The following is a 15,013-nucleotide window of genomic DNA, read 5'->3' on the forward strand; positions in this document are numbered from 1 at the left end:
CCGCTGGAAACAGCTAAAATCAAATTTCGAAAATAAATAATAAACCCGAACAAATCTGCACACTAAGAAGCAGGTTTGTTCGGGTTTGACTTAGGCTAAAAATCTTTTGTTCCAGCCTCCTATATATCAGCTTGCTTTTATTTTAGAAAGAGGTACTTTTTTTTTCTGTGTAAGCTTGTCCACAATCGACGTAATCGCACCATCACCTGTTACGTTACACGCTGTACCGAAGCTGTCTTGTGCAAGGTAAAGGGCGATCATGAGGGATGTCATCGTTGGGCCAAAGCCTAACATCGTCTCAAGTAAACCCAGGGCAGCCATGACAGCTCCACCCGGAACACCAGGTGCCGCAATCATCGTGATTCCAAGCATCAGAATGAATGGAAACAGCTGAATGAACTGTAACGCTTCTCCTTGAATGAACATAACCGCCATGGCACAGCTGACAAGGGTAATCGTGCTACCTGATAAATGGATCGTTGCAAGCAGTGGCACAGAGAAGTCCGCAATGCTTTCTCTTGAACCGATTTTTTTTGAGCGCTCAAGCGTCACGGGAATCGTAGAAGCCGATGATTGAGTACCGAGTGCGGTAAAGTAAGCTGGGAGCATGCTTTTCATCATAGAAAGCGGGTTTTGTTTTCTTAAAGTTCCAGCAGTTGTATATTGTAAAATTAAAAAGACTACATGTAAAAGAATGATCATAACAAATACTTTAGCGAATACAGACATGATGGCACTAACTTGTCCACCTTGAGTCATGTTCGCGAAAATTCCAAGAATATGAACCGGTAAGAGCGGAATAATGATTTTTTCAATCACAAGTTCAATGATGTTTCTGAATTCATTCATGCCCTTTTGAAGAGCGTCTCCCTTAATGGCTGCCATTCCAAGACCAATGGTGAAGGCGATGAGTAGAGCCGTCATTACGCCCATTACTGGTGGCATCTCCACTGTGAAGAACCCTTTTAGAAGAGCTTCTTCGGGATTTTCAAATGATTGAGACGTTTGATTTGCTAACAAAGTTGGGTAAATAGACTTCGCAACCGTAAAGGCAAGTAAACCGGCTAACACCGTGGAACCATATGCGAGAGCTGTGGTTAAACCGAGAAGCTTACCAGCTCCTTTACCCATGGATCCAATTCCTGGAGCAATAAATCCAATAATGATTAATGGAATAGCGAATCCTAGGAAATTACCGAATAATCCATTAAACGTAACGAAGATTTTAACGAACCACTCTGGTGCAAACGCTCCAATGACAATACCTAAAGCAATACCTAATAGGATCTTAGGCAGTAAACCTAGCTTTCTCATCCTGGTGTCCTCCTTGAAAATACAAATGTTTTTAATAGAAAGATTGTACACTTTATAGGGGGATATTTTAATAGCTTTTAAAATAGGCGAAATCTTAAATGTATTCAGAATAATGTTATCAACTCCCTGTCGCAGGACTAGTTTTCCTTTGCATACATATATAAAGGGCTTTGACTTAAATGTCTTTCGAATCAAGACAAATGTGGTAATTTTTATTTTCCATAGGAATCATTCTTTCCCTTTCCGATGAAAGTGATAAAATAGAAACATCTATTGTGAATATTGGAGGTAACTCATACATGAAAACGAAGTTATGCTTACTGTACGGCGGTAAATCTGCTGAACATAATGTATCCTTGCAAACAGCCAAGGCCGTGATCGGAGCCCTGGACTTAAATAAATATGAAATTCACCCTATTTTCATCTCGACGGAAGGCGGGTGGATCAAAGGTCCACAACTGAATGCTCCCGTTGAAGATGTGAAAGCATTACAGTTTAAGGATGGGGAAGAAATTGCCCCTAATGCCTTAAGTACATCCATCACTCCTTCTGGGTCTGTTGGGTACGACATGATCTTCCCATTGCTTCACGGACCGAATGGGGAAGACGGAACGGTTCAGGGGATGCTTGAACTGTTAAATCTTCCGTATGTAGGAAATGGCGTTCTTGCCTCATCTGCTGGAATGGATAAAGTCATCATGAAGAATTTATTTGCTCAAGCAGGCATTCCGCAAGTCAATTACACATGGTTCATCCGCAGTACATGGAAAGGGAACCCTGAGTCTACTTACAAACAAGTGGAAGATGAGATTGGCTATCCATGTTTTGTAAAACCTGCTAACTTAGGTTCATCAGTAGGAATCAGCAAATGTACGTCCCGTGAAGAACTGCAGACTGCCTTTGAGGAAGCGTTCCAGTTTGACCGTAAAATCATCATCGAAGAAGGTGTGAAAGCACGTGAAATTGAGCTTGGTGTATTAGGGAATGACCAACCGGAGTGCTCAGTTGCGGGCGAAATCGTACCGAAAAAAGACTTCTATGATTACAAAGCGAAATATGAAGACGGAGATACTGCCCTCATCATTCCTGCAGAAGTAGAAGGAAGCATTTACAATGAAATGAAGAATATCGCGATTCAATCTTATAAAGCCCTGGATTGTTCAGGACTTGTGCGTGCGGACTTCTTCTTAACAGAAGATGGTCAGATTTATATGAATGAAGTCAACACGATGCCCGGCTTCACACCATTCAGTATGTTCCCGCTTCTATGGAAGCACACTGGGGTAGACTATCCTACCCTGATCGGAAAATTAGTGGAGCTTGGCTTAGAACGTTATCAAGACAAACAAACAATTAAACATACGATGTAACACACGATACTTGGGACTGACCAGAAGATTCACCGTCTAAAGGCAGTCCCTGCTCTGTTTTTATTAAAAAGAGTAAAAGGAGAAAGCGAATGTTTGAGAAAAAAATAAAAGATATATGCAACATGCTTGATGTAAAAAACGATCTTTCCAAGTTTGAGTCGGTTGTGGTGAAAGGTGTTTCCATCGATACGAGAAAGATTGAGGATGCTAATCTGTTTGTTCCTTTTAAAGGAGAAAACGTGGACGGTCATCAATTTGTTCGCAATGCAATTGAAAATGGTGCGTCTGCCGCTCTTTGGGATGTCAATGTCCCTAATCCACCTGAAGATATTCCCGTATTAGTGGTGGAAGATCCCCTGCTGGCCATTCAGTCATTGGCGAATCAATATCGCCATGAGCTGGATTTAAAGGTAGTCGGAATTACAGGCAGTAATGGAAAAACAACAACGAAAGATATTGTGGCAAACCTTTTGTCATTGAAATATCGAGTTCATAAAACACAAGGGAACAATAATAACCACATTGGTCTTCCTTTAACGATCCTTTCTCTGCCCCAGGATTCAGAAGTGGCTGTACTTGAAATGGGAATGAGTGGATTCGGAGAGATTGAACTTCTATCAGAGATTTCTCAGCCCGACGCTGCCATCATCACCAACATTGGAGAATCACATCTTCAGGATCTGGGATCGCGGGAAGGAATCGCCAAAGCCAAATTGGAGATTGTAAAGGGCCTGAAGTCTGATGGGTTATTTGCATACTACGGAGATGAACCGCTGCTACAGGATGGCGTTCAGGAACTCAATCTGAAGCATGTGGAGACTTTCGGAAGAAGCGAATTCAACACTATCTATCCAACAAAAATCAGTATGGATAATAAAGGGAGTTATTTTGAGACTTCTTTCGCTGAAGGAGAAACATTCTTTCTTCCCGTATTAGGGATTCATAATATCCACAACGCTCTAGCCGGGATTATCATCGCCCGTAAATTTGGTCTCAGTGTCGATGACATGAAAGAAGGCTTACAGTCGTTAAAGCTGACCCAGATGAGAATGGAAATGGTGGAAGGAAAGAAAGGCGAGAGCCTCATTAACGATGCCTATAATGCCAGCCCTACTTCCATGAAAGCTGCAATTCAGCTTGTATCAGAGCTTGAGGGGTTCCATACAAAAATCCTGGTGCTTGGTGATATGCTGGAGCTTGGCGACCAGGAAGAAGAATTCCATCAGGAAATTGGACAATTGATCAATCCGGAAAAAATTCAGCATGTGTTTACATTTGGCCCTTTAGGTGACTTTATAGGTAAGGGTGCACTTGAGAATTTCTCTCCTGATCGTGTTCACTCTTATACAGATAAAGGAAGCCTGGCAAAAGAGTTGTCCTCCTTCATTACAGGGGAAGAGTTGGTTTTATTCAAGGCATCGAGGGGAATGAAGCTTGAAGAAGTCATCGATGGATTAAAGGCATAAATTTCTACTGACGTCCAAGTTTAAACCTTAATAGAAATGAACAAAATGAGCTTGTAGATGATGGGAGATGGGCTCGCTCCCTACCTTTTGAAAAGTAAGAGGGGATAACATGATCGGTTGTTTACTAATCCATGGATTCACTGGGAGCCCTTTTGAAGTAGAGCCTCTGGCAGATTTCCTTCAAGAGAGAACCAACTGGGATATCGTTGTACCGACTCTGCCTGGTCATGGTGAAACCCTTGAACTGAAAGGGGTCAAACATATTGAATGGATCGAGCATGCTGAGGAAGAACTTCAAGATCTTATAGAGAAATGTGATGAGGTTTACGTAATAGGCTTCTCCATGGGCGGTTTGATCGCTTCGTATCTTTCAGTGAAATATGAAGTCAATAAGCTCGTGCTTTTAAGCGCTGCAGCTTATTATATAAATGTGAAACAATTATTGAGAGATATTGGAAATATGATCAAAGAAGGAATGCAAGGAAATCTGATTGAAAATGAGCTATACAAACGGTACAAATGGAAGGTGACAAAAACCCCAGTTCTGTCCACATACGAATTTAGAAAAGTCGTTCGTATTGCTCGTCCACTCCTGAAAAAGGTTAACGTTCCTACCTTTATTGCCCAAGGAGAGATTGATGGAATAGTCCCCCCTAAAGCTGCAAAATATATATATGAGACTATTTCTTCCCAAGAAAAAAACCTTTTTTATTCCCCTAAAGCAAAACACTTGATCTGTCATAGTGAAGATAAGCACGAACTTTTTGAAGAGATCTACCAATTCCTTCTAAATGAATAGATTGACTATTTGACATTAGATTGAAATTCAATTCTAGAAGTGGTAACATAGCTACAACATAGTTCTTAATTTGTTGGACGTGCTAGCTCTTCTATTTTGAAGAGTGTATTTTTTTGTACCAAACATAAACTAAACATCTCATATAGACGGTTTTAGATTAGATACCGAAGTCTTTCGGTGGGTAAGATTTCGTTCCGACCTAAAAATATAATCAGATAATGATTAGTTATAAAAGATGTAAATTAAAGGAGAATGTAACATTGACAAAGTTTGCAGATTTAAACTTAAGCGCATCTACGTTGAAATCAATTAAACGTATGGGCTTTGAAGAAGCGACACCAATTCAGGCGAGTACGATTCCAGTCGGTTTAGAAGGTAAGGATATTATCGGTCAGGCACAAACTGGAACGGGTAAAACAACAGCATTTGGAATCCCGATGATCGAGAAAATCGATGTGAAAAATCCAAACGTTCAAGCTCTTATCATTGCACCAACTCGTGAACTTGCCATCCAAGTTTCTGAAGAGTTATATCGTATCGGAGCTGACAAGCGTGCACGCGTGTTATCTGTCTACGGAGGACAGGACATCCAACGTCAAATCCGCGCGATGAAAAAGAACCCTCATATCATCGTTGGTACACCGGGTCGTCTTCTTGACCATATCAAACGTAAAACACTCAACCTTGAAAATGTTGAAACATTAGTACTTGACGAAGCAGACGAAATGCTGAACATGGGCTTCATCGAAGACATCGAAAGCATTCTTGAGACTGTTCCAAGCACAAGACAAACACTTCTATTCTCTGCAACAATGCCGGATCCGATCCGACGCATTGCTAATCGCTTTATGACAGAGCCGGAAGTAATCAAAGTGAAATCAAAAGAAGTAACGGTTTCGAACATTGAACAATACTTCACTAAAGTAAGCGAAAAAGAAAAATTCGATACTCTTTCCCGTTTAATCGACGTTCAATCACCGGAACTTGCGATTGTATTCGGTCGTACAAAACGCAGAGTAGATGAATTAGCCCGTGCTCTTAGCATTCGCGGCTACCTGGCAGAAGGTATTCACGGAGATCTTTCTCAAGCTCGTCGTATGACGGTTCTTAAGAAGTTCAAAGAGGGGCGCATCGATATCCTGATCGCTACAGACGTTGCCGCTCGTGGATTAGATATCTCCGGCGTAACGCATGTTTACAACTTTGATATTCCTCAAGATCCTGAAAGCTACGTTCACCGTATCGGACGTACAGGTCGTGCAGGTAAGAAGGGTATGTCCATCACTTTTGTAACACCAAGAGAAATGGGTTACCTGAAGATCGTTGAACAAACAACGAAGAAGAAAATGACGGCTCTTAAGCCACCTAGCTTAAACGAAGCCCTTGAAGGTCAACAACGCTTAGCTCTTGAAAAATTAGCTGAAGCGGCAAAAGAAAGTGATCTTAAAGATTACTATCCATTAGCAGAAGAATTCCTTGGAGGCCATGATTCTGTTCAAGCAGTTGCAGCAGCGATCCGTGTCCTGACGAAAGAGCCGGATACAACACCAGTTGAAATCACTGAAGAGCGTCCATTACCATCAAGAGGTGGTGGAAATCGTGGCGGCGGAAATCGCGGCGGTGGATACAAAGGTGGAGCACGCAGCGGTAAAGGCGGAAGCCGTGGTGGATCATCACGCAGCGGCGGTGGAAATCGCGGAGGCGGAAGCCGTGGCGGAGATCGCAACCGTACGGGCGGCGGCAGACCACAATCTTCAACCAAACGTAAATCTTATAACAATTCTTGATCAATAGATTTGATGACACGATGACCTTTGGGTTGTCGTGTTTTTTTGTTTTGTTGGTGGTTTGATTGCGTATAGGAATGGAGCAAGGACCATTAACCGTTTCCGATTTTTACAAAAATACGCAATTGTCATGTGAAGCGACGCAATAAACATAATAATGACGCAATTAAGGTGAAAACGAAGCAATTATTCAGACATCCACGCAATTAAACCTCAAAACGACGCAATTAGTGATATTCTGTGTATTATTGAAATTAAAAAGAAGGGTTTTTTAAGCCTGTGGCGAACTAAAGTAGGCAGAACCTTAAAGGAGAGTGATCAATTGATCTGTAAAGAACTCAAAATCCCAATCAATATTGGTAAAAGCCAAGCGTTATTATGGCGCCTGCCTCTCAATCATCAAAAGTTTCCCATTGTAGATAAGGATTTAAAGAAAAGAAAAGCAGGTTTCAACGGTGAAGCAACCGTCTACTACCACCTCAGTTTCTTGAACGACAAGAAATATAAAATTTTTTATGATGTAAGGCTTCCTCTATTCTCAAACTATTTCCAAATCGATTTCCTCATCCTCACCCCAGTCTATATTTTAGTTATCGAAGTAAAGAACATTTCAGGAATAGTTACCATTGACCCATTCATAAGACAGCTCACCCGGACTTATAAAGGAATTACAGAAGGATTCTCTGACCCGATCTCTCAGGTTCAAAGACAAAAATTATTACTGCAAAAATGGTTCAGTGTCCAAAAGCTGAAGCACCCTCCAATCAAACACCTCGTTGTATTCAGCAACCCATCAACCATCATAAAATATACCGAACCCCCATCAGTGGACTCACCTTACAGAAATATTATTCATGCCCAAAATATAATTGATAATATCAAGGGTTTAAATGAGATATACGTAAAAGAGGACATGACTGATAAAGAAATGACCAAAATGAAGAAAACCATTTTAAAAAATCATGAAGAATCTGAATTAGACTTTATGGAGAAATATTCTCTTACCCAAAGCGATATTGTGACTGGAGTCCGTTGTGAAAACTGCCATCACATACCAATGATTAGAGTAAGTGGAGCGTGGTCTTGCGTTAAATGTGGTAGTTCATCTAAATATGCTCATCTAGAAGCGATTCGAGATTATTTCTTACTATTAAGTGATCACATAACCAATCGCGAACTGAGGAGATTTTTGCATCTGAACTCACGTAACACCGCCTATAAAATATTGAAAACCCTCCAATTAGAAACAAAAGGAAGAACAAAGTCTGTCACCTATTCAAAACCAACGATATAAATCCCCCCATTCCGCACATACTAACCCCAAAAAGGAGTCCACCCCACATGACACTCGTAAAGTTAGGCTATGTTGCCATGAGCATGAACCTCCAGAATGCATCCCCTTCCCAAACCATTACCTATAAGCAGTTTTCAGGGATTAAGGATGGTGAGGCTGCTATTCTTAAGCTCGAACGGATCGCAAAATCAAATCTTGAAAACTGCCTGCGGCTATTAAAGCATAATGTGCTTAATGAGATTCATTTTTTCCGGTTCAGTTCAAAGTTGATTCCTCTTGCGAATCATCCTGAGTTGAAAGGATGGGATTTCATTTCCCCCTTGAAACCTGAACTCGATGCGATTAAAGAGTATTTAACGCTTCACCCAATGCGTGTGGATTTTCATCCCGATCATTTTGTACTGTTGAATTCAAGTGACGTTGATGTGTTGAAGAACACGTTCAAAGCACTTAAGATGCATGAGGCATTATTAAAAGGGATGGGAATCGATCCAACTCACCGCTGTGTTCTCCATGTTGGTGGAGCATATGAAGACAAAGAAAAGGCACTTGAGCAGTTCATACATAATTGGGGTCTGACTCCCGCTTCCCTTCAACAAATGATCATTCTTGAAAACGATGATACGGTGTTCAGTGCAGCGGATGCCCTTTATCTATGTGAAAAGCTCGGGATCCCCCATGTATTTGATTACCATCATCATCTTGCTTATAACGAAAGGGATTGGTTGTTGGATTGGGAGAGGATCGTTGGAACTTGGAGCCAGTCATCTTTACCTGTGAAGATGCATATTTCAAGTCCTCGTTCTCAGGAGGATTACAAAGCCCATGCCGATTTCATCGACCCTAAGATGTTTCTTGATTTTCTTCAAGGGATAAAGGGATCGGTGGATGAAATTGATTGTATGATAGAAGCGAAAAAGAAGGATGACGCATTGTTCCGGTTAGTGGAGGAACTGCAAGGGATGGATGGGGTTGAGTGGGTGGATAAAAGTTCGTTTAATCTAAAATAGGCAAATCTCCCGAAGCTTTCTCCTTAATCTGAAACCATCTCTGTTCCAAATCGTAAATATACTGTAAGATTTAGTAAAAGAGAGAAGTGAGGGGATAGGTATGATCGGAGAGCCTCAAAAACGAATTTCACCAAAGGCTTTAAAGGTGTGGAAGATATATGGTGTGTTTGAAACGTTAATCGTGGCAGCTTTAGCCGCAGGAACGATTACTCTAACTGTGATGTTTGAGTGGCCACAATGGATCATTGCAGCAACAGTTGCCGTGTTGATTCTATGTACATATTTGTTTATTTTCTTTATTCCGACAATCAAATGGAAGAGATGGCGTTATGAAGTGAGGGAGCAGGAGATTGAGCTTCAAAGAGGAATTTTTATTGTGAAGCGCACGTTGGTACCGATGGTGAGAGTTCAACATGTTGATACGGTTCAGGGCCCTATTTTAAAAAAGTACCAGTTGGCAACCATTACGATTTCGACTGCGGCCACAGTTCATGAGATTCCGGCATTGGATGTGGTGGAGGCAGATGAATTGAGAAACTCCATTTCACAACTAGCGAGGGTGGCGGAAGATGATGTCTGAGCACAAGAGACTGCACCCTATTTCAGCTGTAGCGAATTTTGTAAAGCAGTTAAAGGACTTGATCGTTCCATTTGTCTTTTTATTTGTATTGAATAACCGGGGGGAGAAGACGGGGTTTTGGGATTATATGCCTGTTATTTCTATGGCGGCAGTTCTTGTGTTCGTTCTGGTCACAGGGATTGTAAAGTGGCTTCGGTTTACATATCGATTGGAAGAAGGGGAGTTGCGGATCGAGTACGGATTATTCGTTAAAAAGAAGAGATATATTCCCATTGACCGGATACAGAGTTTGAATTTCTCTGAGGGCATTCTGCATCGGCCATTTGGATTGGTTAAGATCAAGGTCGAAACGGCAGGGTCTTCGAATCCACGGGAATCAGAAGCAGAATTGACAGCTATTTTAAAAGAAGAAGCCATAGAGTTGGAGGAAATGATATATCGGGAGAAAAAGGGTCATACTGTGACCGAAGATCTTTCTGGCGAAACTACGGAGACTTTGAAAGATGAATCTCCCTTTTTCAACCTCAGCTCGAAGGACATTTGGGTTCTTGCTACGACTTCAGGCGGGGTCGGGGTCATTATTTCCGGGGTGTTTGTTTTCTTATCCCAATTTAATGAGTTCATTCCGTACGAAGCTGTGTATGATGAGCTGGCTGTTTTTGTGAAAAGCGGCGTGTTTTTGGTTTCGGTGATGGCATTCTTGGGGTTGCTTGTTGCCTGGTTATTATCAATTGCCTGGACATTTATTATTTATGGTGATTTCAGGATTAAAATTGTAGATGATCACATTGTCATGACAAGAGGGCTTCTGGAGAAGAAGCAGGTGACGGTTCCTTTAAATCGTGTTCAAGGCATCCGGGTAGTGGAAAATCCAATCAGGCAGCTATTGGGGTATTGTACGGTCCACATTGAAAATGCAGGCGGATCTGTCTTAGAGAAAGACAGCACGAGTATAAAATTATTCCCGATTGTGAAAAAGAAGCGCATTCCGGGATTATTAAACGACTTATTTCCGGATTATGTCATTCACGATGATTTTAAAAGGCTTCCGGAACGTTCCTTAAGAAGGTATGTGTTCAGACAGGCAATCTGGGTGGTGGTACCGACCGCGGCTGTTTGTTTTATGTACTGGCCATATGGTCTTTGGGTCGGCTTGTTGATAATTCCTTTCGGGATTCTCGGATACTACCAATATCGTGCAGGTGGCTGGAAGATTGTTGATGGACAATTATCTTTACAGTATAGGGGCGTATTGAAAAATACGATGCATATAAAGAAAAGTCGCATTCAATCTTTGGACACCCATGAAAGTTGGTTTCAAACGAGAAAAGACTTGGGCAGTCTCAGAACAACGATAAAATCCGGAGAGACTGGTTATGCCAGTCCGATCCGGGATCTTGAAAAGAAGGACCTCCAAACCATTGCTTCTTGGTTTTCTCATAGTGTGTAAAGATAAAAGTGACCCGCGATTCGTTAGCGGGTCACTTTTGATTCTTATTTTTTACCTGATATCCACCCAATCACAAAGCCGCCGATTAATCCGAAGATATGGGCGGTTATGTTGATTCCTGATTGCATGAAGGTCATGACTACACCAATGACGACAATCGGTATGATGATTTGCCGGCTTTCTCTCGTGATGAAATGATTTTTTAAGACAATCATAGCGATGTAAAAGCCGAATAAACCAAAAATCGCTCCCGATGCTCCCACATGACTATACGTAAGGGGCTTGATAACATAAGTAATGATATTGGCAAACACGCCGCTTGCTAAATATAGAACGATAAACCTAGCTTTTCCCAGATGCTTTTCCAGGGGTGGGCCAAACAGGACAAGGGAAAACGAATTAAATAGCATATGAGCGAATCCCAAATGAACAAAGATAGGGGTGACGAGTCTCCACCATTCTCCCTCTTTGATAAATAAATTCACACCGGCCAGCTGCTCGTACACCCACAGTTGTGGAAAAATAGGAAGTGCACTGACAAGGTATAAGGCGATATGAATGAATACAATCAGAGAAATAATAGGATAGAGCCGTAAAAATTGTGAAAAACTTTCAGTCCGGACAAACATATTGTATCCTCCTAAGTAGGTTGTTTCTTTTTATATCATCACTATTCATTTATAAAAAACGCAGTCAATACTATAGTATAAGAAAACGTCGAAAATAACGAGTGTAGTTCATTATACAAATATGCATGATAGGACAAGAGTAGAAGGGGAATCGCATATGATAAAAGGAATAGGATTGGACATCGTTGAAACAGGGCGCATTCAGAGGATGATTGAACGGCAGCCGAAGTTCGTTAAGAGAATTTTAACAGCTAAGGAGGAGGATGCTTTCTATACATTAAACGAGCAGCGCAAGGTTGAGTTCGCAGCAGGACGATTTGCAGCCAAAGAAGCTTTTGCCAAGGCGAATGGGACGGGCATCGGAACAGCGCTCTCCTTTCAGGATATTGAAATCAGTAAGGACCCGAATGGAAAGCCTTATTTTTCAAAGCCGGAGGGGGCGAATGCCCATCTATCCATCACCCATAGCCGGGAATTTGCGGCTGCTCAGGTGATCATCGAGAAGTAAAATTATTTAGAAGCTTGTCATCTTCACTAGCATAATCCTTCAGGTTGTCTCATATATTCAGTAGTGCAATAAGAGAGACAAGGCCAGGTGTTTAACAATCGCGGTTCTTTGGCGAATTGCAATTGGACTAAGGATCGGGGAATTCTATAAGAATCGTCCATTCTTAGATGTCTGGCTTTCCCCTCTCTCAATTACGTTTATCCTGGGACAAAAGGGGTTGAAAAAATGAAGAAAAAGCTAGTGATACTAGTGATGGCCATGTTAGCGGTGCTTATGCTGGCTGCTTGTGGAGAGCAATCGAAAGAAGATGTAACCAAGGATCTTAAGGCTAAAGTAGAGGATATGAAGGGGTACAAAGCAGATGCAAAAATGACCCTGCAGGTGGGCGACGAGCCTCAAACCTATGATGTGGAAGTGTGGCATAATGACCCTAATTATTATCGAGTGGCATTAAAGAACGCTGCGAAAGATCAGAGTCAAATGATCTTACGTAATGATGAGGGAGTATTCGTCCTTACGCCGGCACTGAACAAAAGCTTCCGATTCCAAAGCAACTGGCCTGAAAATAGCAGTCAGGCGTACTTGTATGAATCGCTTGTTCAAGATGTGCTAGAGGATAAAGAGGCTACTTTCAAAGAAACAAAAGATCACTATATCTTTAACACGAAGACACGTTATCAAAACAGTCAGATGCTTCCGACTCAAGAGATTGCCTTTAACAAGAAAGACCTGACTCCGGCATCCGTAAATGTATTGGATTCAGATAAAAATCCACTTGTAAAAGTAGAGTTCTCCAAGATGGATATGAAAGCTGCATTTGATAAAAAAGACTTCGACATGAAGAAAAACATGACAGGAGCCCAGCTGGAAGTACCGGTTACGGCAAATGTAGAGGACGCAGAATTCACTGTTCTTTACCCAATGTCAGAAATCACCGGCACCGAATTAATTGAAGAAAAAGAAGTCGCCACCGATACGGGTAAACGCGTAATCTTAACGTATGATGGTGAAAAGTCCTTCACAATCGTACAAGAAAAAACAACTGTCGTTCCAACGATGACGGTTTCTACTTCTCTTAAAGGTGAATTAGTGGACCTTGGATTCACAGTAGCGGCCATGACAGAGCAATCAATTAGATGGACCAATAACGGAGTGGACTATATGCTTGCCTCCAATGACCTGACTCCTTCTGAGATGGTGATGGTAGCTCAATCCGTACAAGGTTCAATGGTTAAATAAAATAACTGAACTAGGCGGACCTATCAGGTTCGCCTCTTTCCTTGGTGTGCGTGAAGGAGAGGTGCTGGAAGAAGAATAAAAGTATTATCTACCCAACGCAAGTAAAAAAATTCAATATCGTTCTGAATCCAAAGGTCTTCCTGGAGCGGCCTCAAAAACACTCCGTCCACCACTTACTACCTAAAAACAACCTTCCCGCCCCCTCTCTAAAAATTCCATTTGACACAATGAATGATAATATGAATAATCAATGGTATTCTTGAATAGAATGACAATGTTTTGTGTAAAGATATGAGGAAGTGAACAGAGTGGAAACCCAGACGCAATTTTTTCGTGATACATGGGCAGAAATCAACCTAGATCATTTATATGAAAACGTAAAGAATATTAGAGACCATATCCCTGGAGATGTGAAAGTGTTTGCGGTTGTGAAAGCGAATGCTTATGGGCATGGGGATGTGCAAACCGCTTTTACGGCTCTTTCCGCCGGGGCCCACGGCTTAGCTGTTGCATTCTTAGACGAAGCGATTTCCTTAAGAAGAGCAGGCGTAACCGCTCCTATTCTCGTATTAGGAGCTACGAGACCGAAAGATGTGAAGATTGCTGCCGATTTGGATATTTCGTTAACGACATTTCACCAAGAGTGGCTTGTGGAAGCCGAAAATCAGCTGTCAGAAGGAGATCGATTAAACCTTCATATCAAGTGTGATACCGGGATGGGGCGGATAGGCGTTCGTTCCACTGAGGAATTAAAGGGTATCGAAAAGTATGTTCAAGCTCATTCCCAATTTAAGCTTGAAGGGATCTTTACCCATTTTGCCACGGCTGATGAGTTGAACGATGACTATCTTGACCGGCAGTTAGCTCGATTTGAATACATGCTAAATCAATTGGAGTCATTACCAGCGTATATCCATTCTTCAAATAGTGCCGCTACATTAAGGAAAACCAACACCCTCTTTAACGCAGTGCGGGTGGGAATTGCCATGTACGGACTGACTCCATCTCAAGAGATGAAGCCCGAGCTGCCTTTTCCTTTAAAAGAAGTGTTTTCTCTTCATTCAAGACTTATTCATACAAAAGAACTTTCAGCTGGAGAGAAAGTGAGCTATGGGGCTACTTATGAAACGGGTGAGTCAGAATGGATTGGGACCATTCCTATCGGATACGCTGATGGGTGGCTGCGTAAATTACAGGGTCAGGACGTCATTGTAAACGGTAAAAGAGTTCCAATTGTTGGAAGGATCTGCATGGATCAATGTATGATTCGGCTGTCTGGATTTCTTGATATAGGTACCCGTGTAACGTTAATAGGCAAACAGGATGAAGAAGCGATTACAATGGATGAAATCGCTGATAAGCTTGATACCATTAACTATGAGATCCCTTGTACGATCTCCACGAGAGTGCCGCGTATCTATATGCGAAACGGGGAGGCGACGGAAGTATCGAATAAACTCTTATCGACAGGTATTCACAGTCAACAGGAAAATAACCGCCAACTTGATGAATAATTAGTATTTTATATGGTGGATAATAGAAGAGATTGATAAATTAACTTTTCATT

The 15,013-nt window shown here is 41.7% G+C and carries 13 protein-coding genes; 11 read left to right on the forward strand and 2 right to left on the reverse strand.

Going from position 1 to position 15,013, the window contains the following annotated elements; genetic code table 11:
* Positions 1-126 precede the first annotated feature (126 nt).
* Positions 127-1,314 carry a dicarboxylate/amino acid:cation symporter gene (locus ACYH0O_RS01250; protein WP_482630825.1) on the reverse strand — a complete coding sequence of 396 codons (1,188 nt, stop codon included), beginning with the start codon at positions 1,312-1,314 and terminating at the stop codon, positions 127-129.
* A 299-nt stretch (positions 1,315-1,613) separates the two neighbouring features.
* On the opposite strand from ACYH0O_RS01250, the gene ACYH0O_RS01255 reads away from it, so the two are divergent.
* The 8 genes from ACYH0O_RS01255 (at position 1,614) to ACYH0O_RS01290 (ending at position 11,070) form a co-directional block, all read left to right on the forward strand.
* A complete protein-coding gene (locus ACYH0O_RS01255) occupies positions 1,614-2,684 on the forward strand; it encodes a D-alanine--D-alanine ligase (protein ID WP_482630826.1) in 1,071 nt (356 codons plus the stop codon).
* Between the two features lie 89 nt (positions 2,685-2,773).
* Positions 2,774-4,150, forward strand: a complete 1,377-nt coding sequence (locus ACYH0O_RS01260; RefSeq protein ID WP_482630827.1) for a UDP-N-acetylmuramoyl-tripeptide--D-alanyl-D-alanine ligase — start codon at positions 2,774-2,776, stop codon at positions 4,148-4,150.
* A 109-nt stretch (positions 4,151-4,259) separates the two neighbouring features.
* A complete protein-coding gene (locus tag ACYH0O_RS01265; protein ID WP_482630828.1) occupies positions 4,260-4,949 on the forward strand; it encodes an alpha/beta hydrolase in 690 nt (229 codons plus the stop codon).
* 260 nt (positions 4,950-5,209) lie between these two features.
* Entirely contained in the window at positions 5,210-6,736 is a 1,527-nt protein-coding gene (gene cshA, locus ACYH0O_RS01270; RefSeq protein WP_148971285.1) for a degradosome RNA helicase CshA, read from the forward strand.
* A 322-nt stretch (positions 6,737-7,058) separates the two neighbouring features.
* Positions 7,059-8,030, forward strand: a complete 972-nt coding sequence (locus ACYH0O_RS01275; protein ID WP_482630829.1) for a nuclease-related domain-containing protein — start codon at positions 7,059-7,061, stop codon at positions 8,028-8,030.
* 47 nt (positions 8,031-8,077) lie between these two features.
* Complete coding sequence (gene uvsE, locus ACYH0O_RS01280; RefSeq protein ID WP_482630830.1) at positions 8,078-9,040, forward strand: UV DNA damage repair endonuclease UvsE; 963 nt, start codon at positions 8,078-8,080, stop codon at positions 9,038-9,040.
* 100 nt (positions 9,041-9,140) lie between these two features.
* The gene (locus ACYH0O_RS01285) at positions 9,141-9,620 is read left to right on the forward strand and encodes a PH domain-containing protein (protein WP_482630831.1); all 480 of its coding nucleotides are present in this window, start codon (positions 9,141-9,143) and stop codon (positions 9,618-9,620) included.
* Positions 9,610-11,070: a PH domain-containing protein gene (locus ACYH0O_RS01290; RefSeq protein ID WP_482630832.1), complete on the forward strand. Its 1,461-nt coding sequence runs from the start codon at positions 9,610-9,612 to the stop codon at positions 11,068-11,070. The genes ACYH0O_RS01285 and ACYH0O_RS01290 overlap by 11 nt, the downstream gene beginning before the upstream one ends.
* Before the next feature lie 44 nt (positions 11,071-11,114).
* Here the strand turns inward: ACYH0O_RS01290 and ACYH0O_RS01295 are convergent, their stop codons facing one another.
* On the reverse strand, positions 11,115-11,699 hold the full coding sequence (locus tag ACYH0O_RS01295; protein ID WP_482630833.1) for a rhomboid family intramembrane serine protease: 585 nt from the start codon (positions 11,697-11,699) through the stop codon (positions 11,115-11,117).
* 157 nt (positions 11,700-11,856) lie between these two features.
* Between ACYH0O_RS01295 and acpS the strand changes: the two genes are divergently transcribed.
* From acpS to alr, 3 genes are all read left to right on the forward strand, one after another.
* The gene (gene acpS, locus ACYH0O_RS01300) at positions 11,857-12,207 is read left to right on the forward strand and encodes a holo-ACP synthase (protein ID WP_482630834.1); all 351 of its coding nucleotides are present in this window, start codon (positions 11,857-11,859) and stop codon (positions 12,205-12,207) included.
* A gap of 225 nt (positions 12,208-12,432) precedes the next feature.
* Positions 12,433-13,446 carry a LolA family protein gene (locus tag ACYH0O_RS01305; protein ID WP_482630835.1) on the forward strand — a complete coding sequence of 338 codons (1,014 nt, stop codon included), beginning with the start codon at positions 12,433-12,435 and terminating at the stop codon, positions 13,444-13,446.
* A 308-nt stretch (positions 13,447-13,754) separates the two neighbouring features.
* Entirely contained in the window at positions 13,755-14,960 is a 1,206-nt protein-coding gene (gene alr / locus ACYH0O_RS01310) for an alanine racemase (protein ID WP_482630836.1), read from the forward strand.
* Positions 14,961-15,013: the final 53 nt, after the last annotated feature.

This window comes from Rossellomorea sp. H136 (assembly GCF_056838065.1).

Bases quoted from the DNA above. Each gene is read 5' to 3' on its own strand.
- ACYH0O_RS01250 (WP_482630825.1), bottom strand. From the start codon at position 1,314: ATGAGAAAGCTAGGTTTACTGCCTAAGATCCTATTAGGTATTGCTTTA.
- ACYH0O_RS01255 (WP_482630826.1), top strand. From the start codon at position 1,614: ATGAAAACGAAGTTATGCTTACTGTACGGCGGTAAATCTGCTGAACAT.
- ACYH0O_RS01260 (WP_482630827.1), top strand. From the start codon at position 2,774: ATGTTTGAGAAAAAAATAAAAGATATATGCAACATGCTTGATGTAAAA.
- ACYH0O_RS01265 (WP_482630828.1), top strand. From the start codon at position 4,260: ATGATCGGTTGTTTACTAATCCATGGATTCACTGGGAGCCCTTTTGAA.
- uvsE (WP_482630830.1), top strand. From the start codon at position 8,078: ATGACACTCGTAAAGTTAGGCTATGTTGCCATGAGCATGAACCTCCAG.
- ACYH0O_RS01285 (WP_482630831.1), top strand. From the start codon at position 9,141: ATGATCGGAGAGCCTCAAAAACGAATTTCACCAAAGGCTTTAAAGGTG.
- ACYH0O_RS01290 (WP_482630832.1), top strand. From the start codon at position 9,610: ATGATGTCTGAGCACAAGAGACTGCACCCTATTTCAGCTGTAGCGAAT.
- ACYH0O_RS01295 (WP_482630833.1), bottom strand. From the start codon at position 11,699: ATGTTTGTCCGGACTGAAAGTTTTTCACAATTTTTACGGCTCTATCCT.
- acpS (WP_482630834.1), top strand. From the start codon at position 11,857: ATGATAAAAGGAATAGGATTGGACATCGTTGAAACAGGGCGCATTCAG.
- ACYH0O_RS01305 (WP_482630835.1), top strand. From the start codon at position 12,433: ATGAAGAAAAAGCTAGTGATACTAGTGATGGCCATGTTAGCGGTGCTT.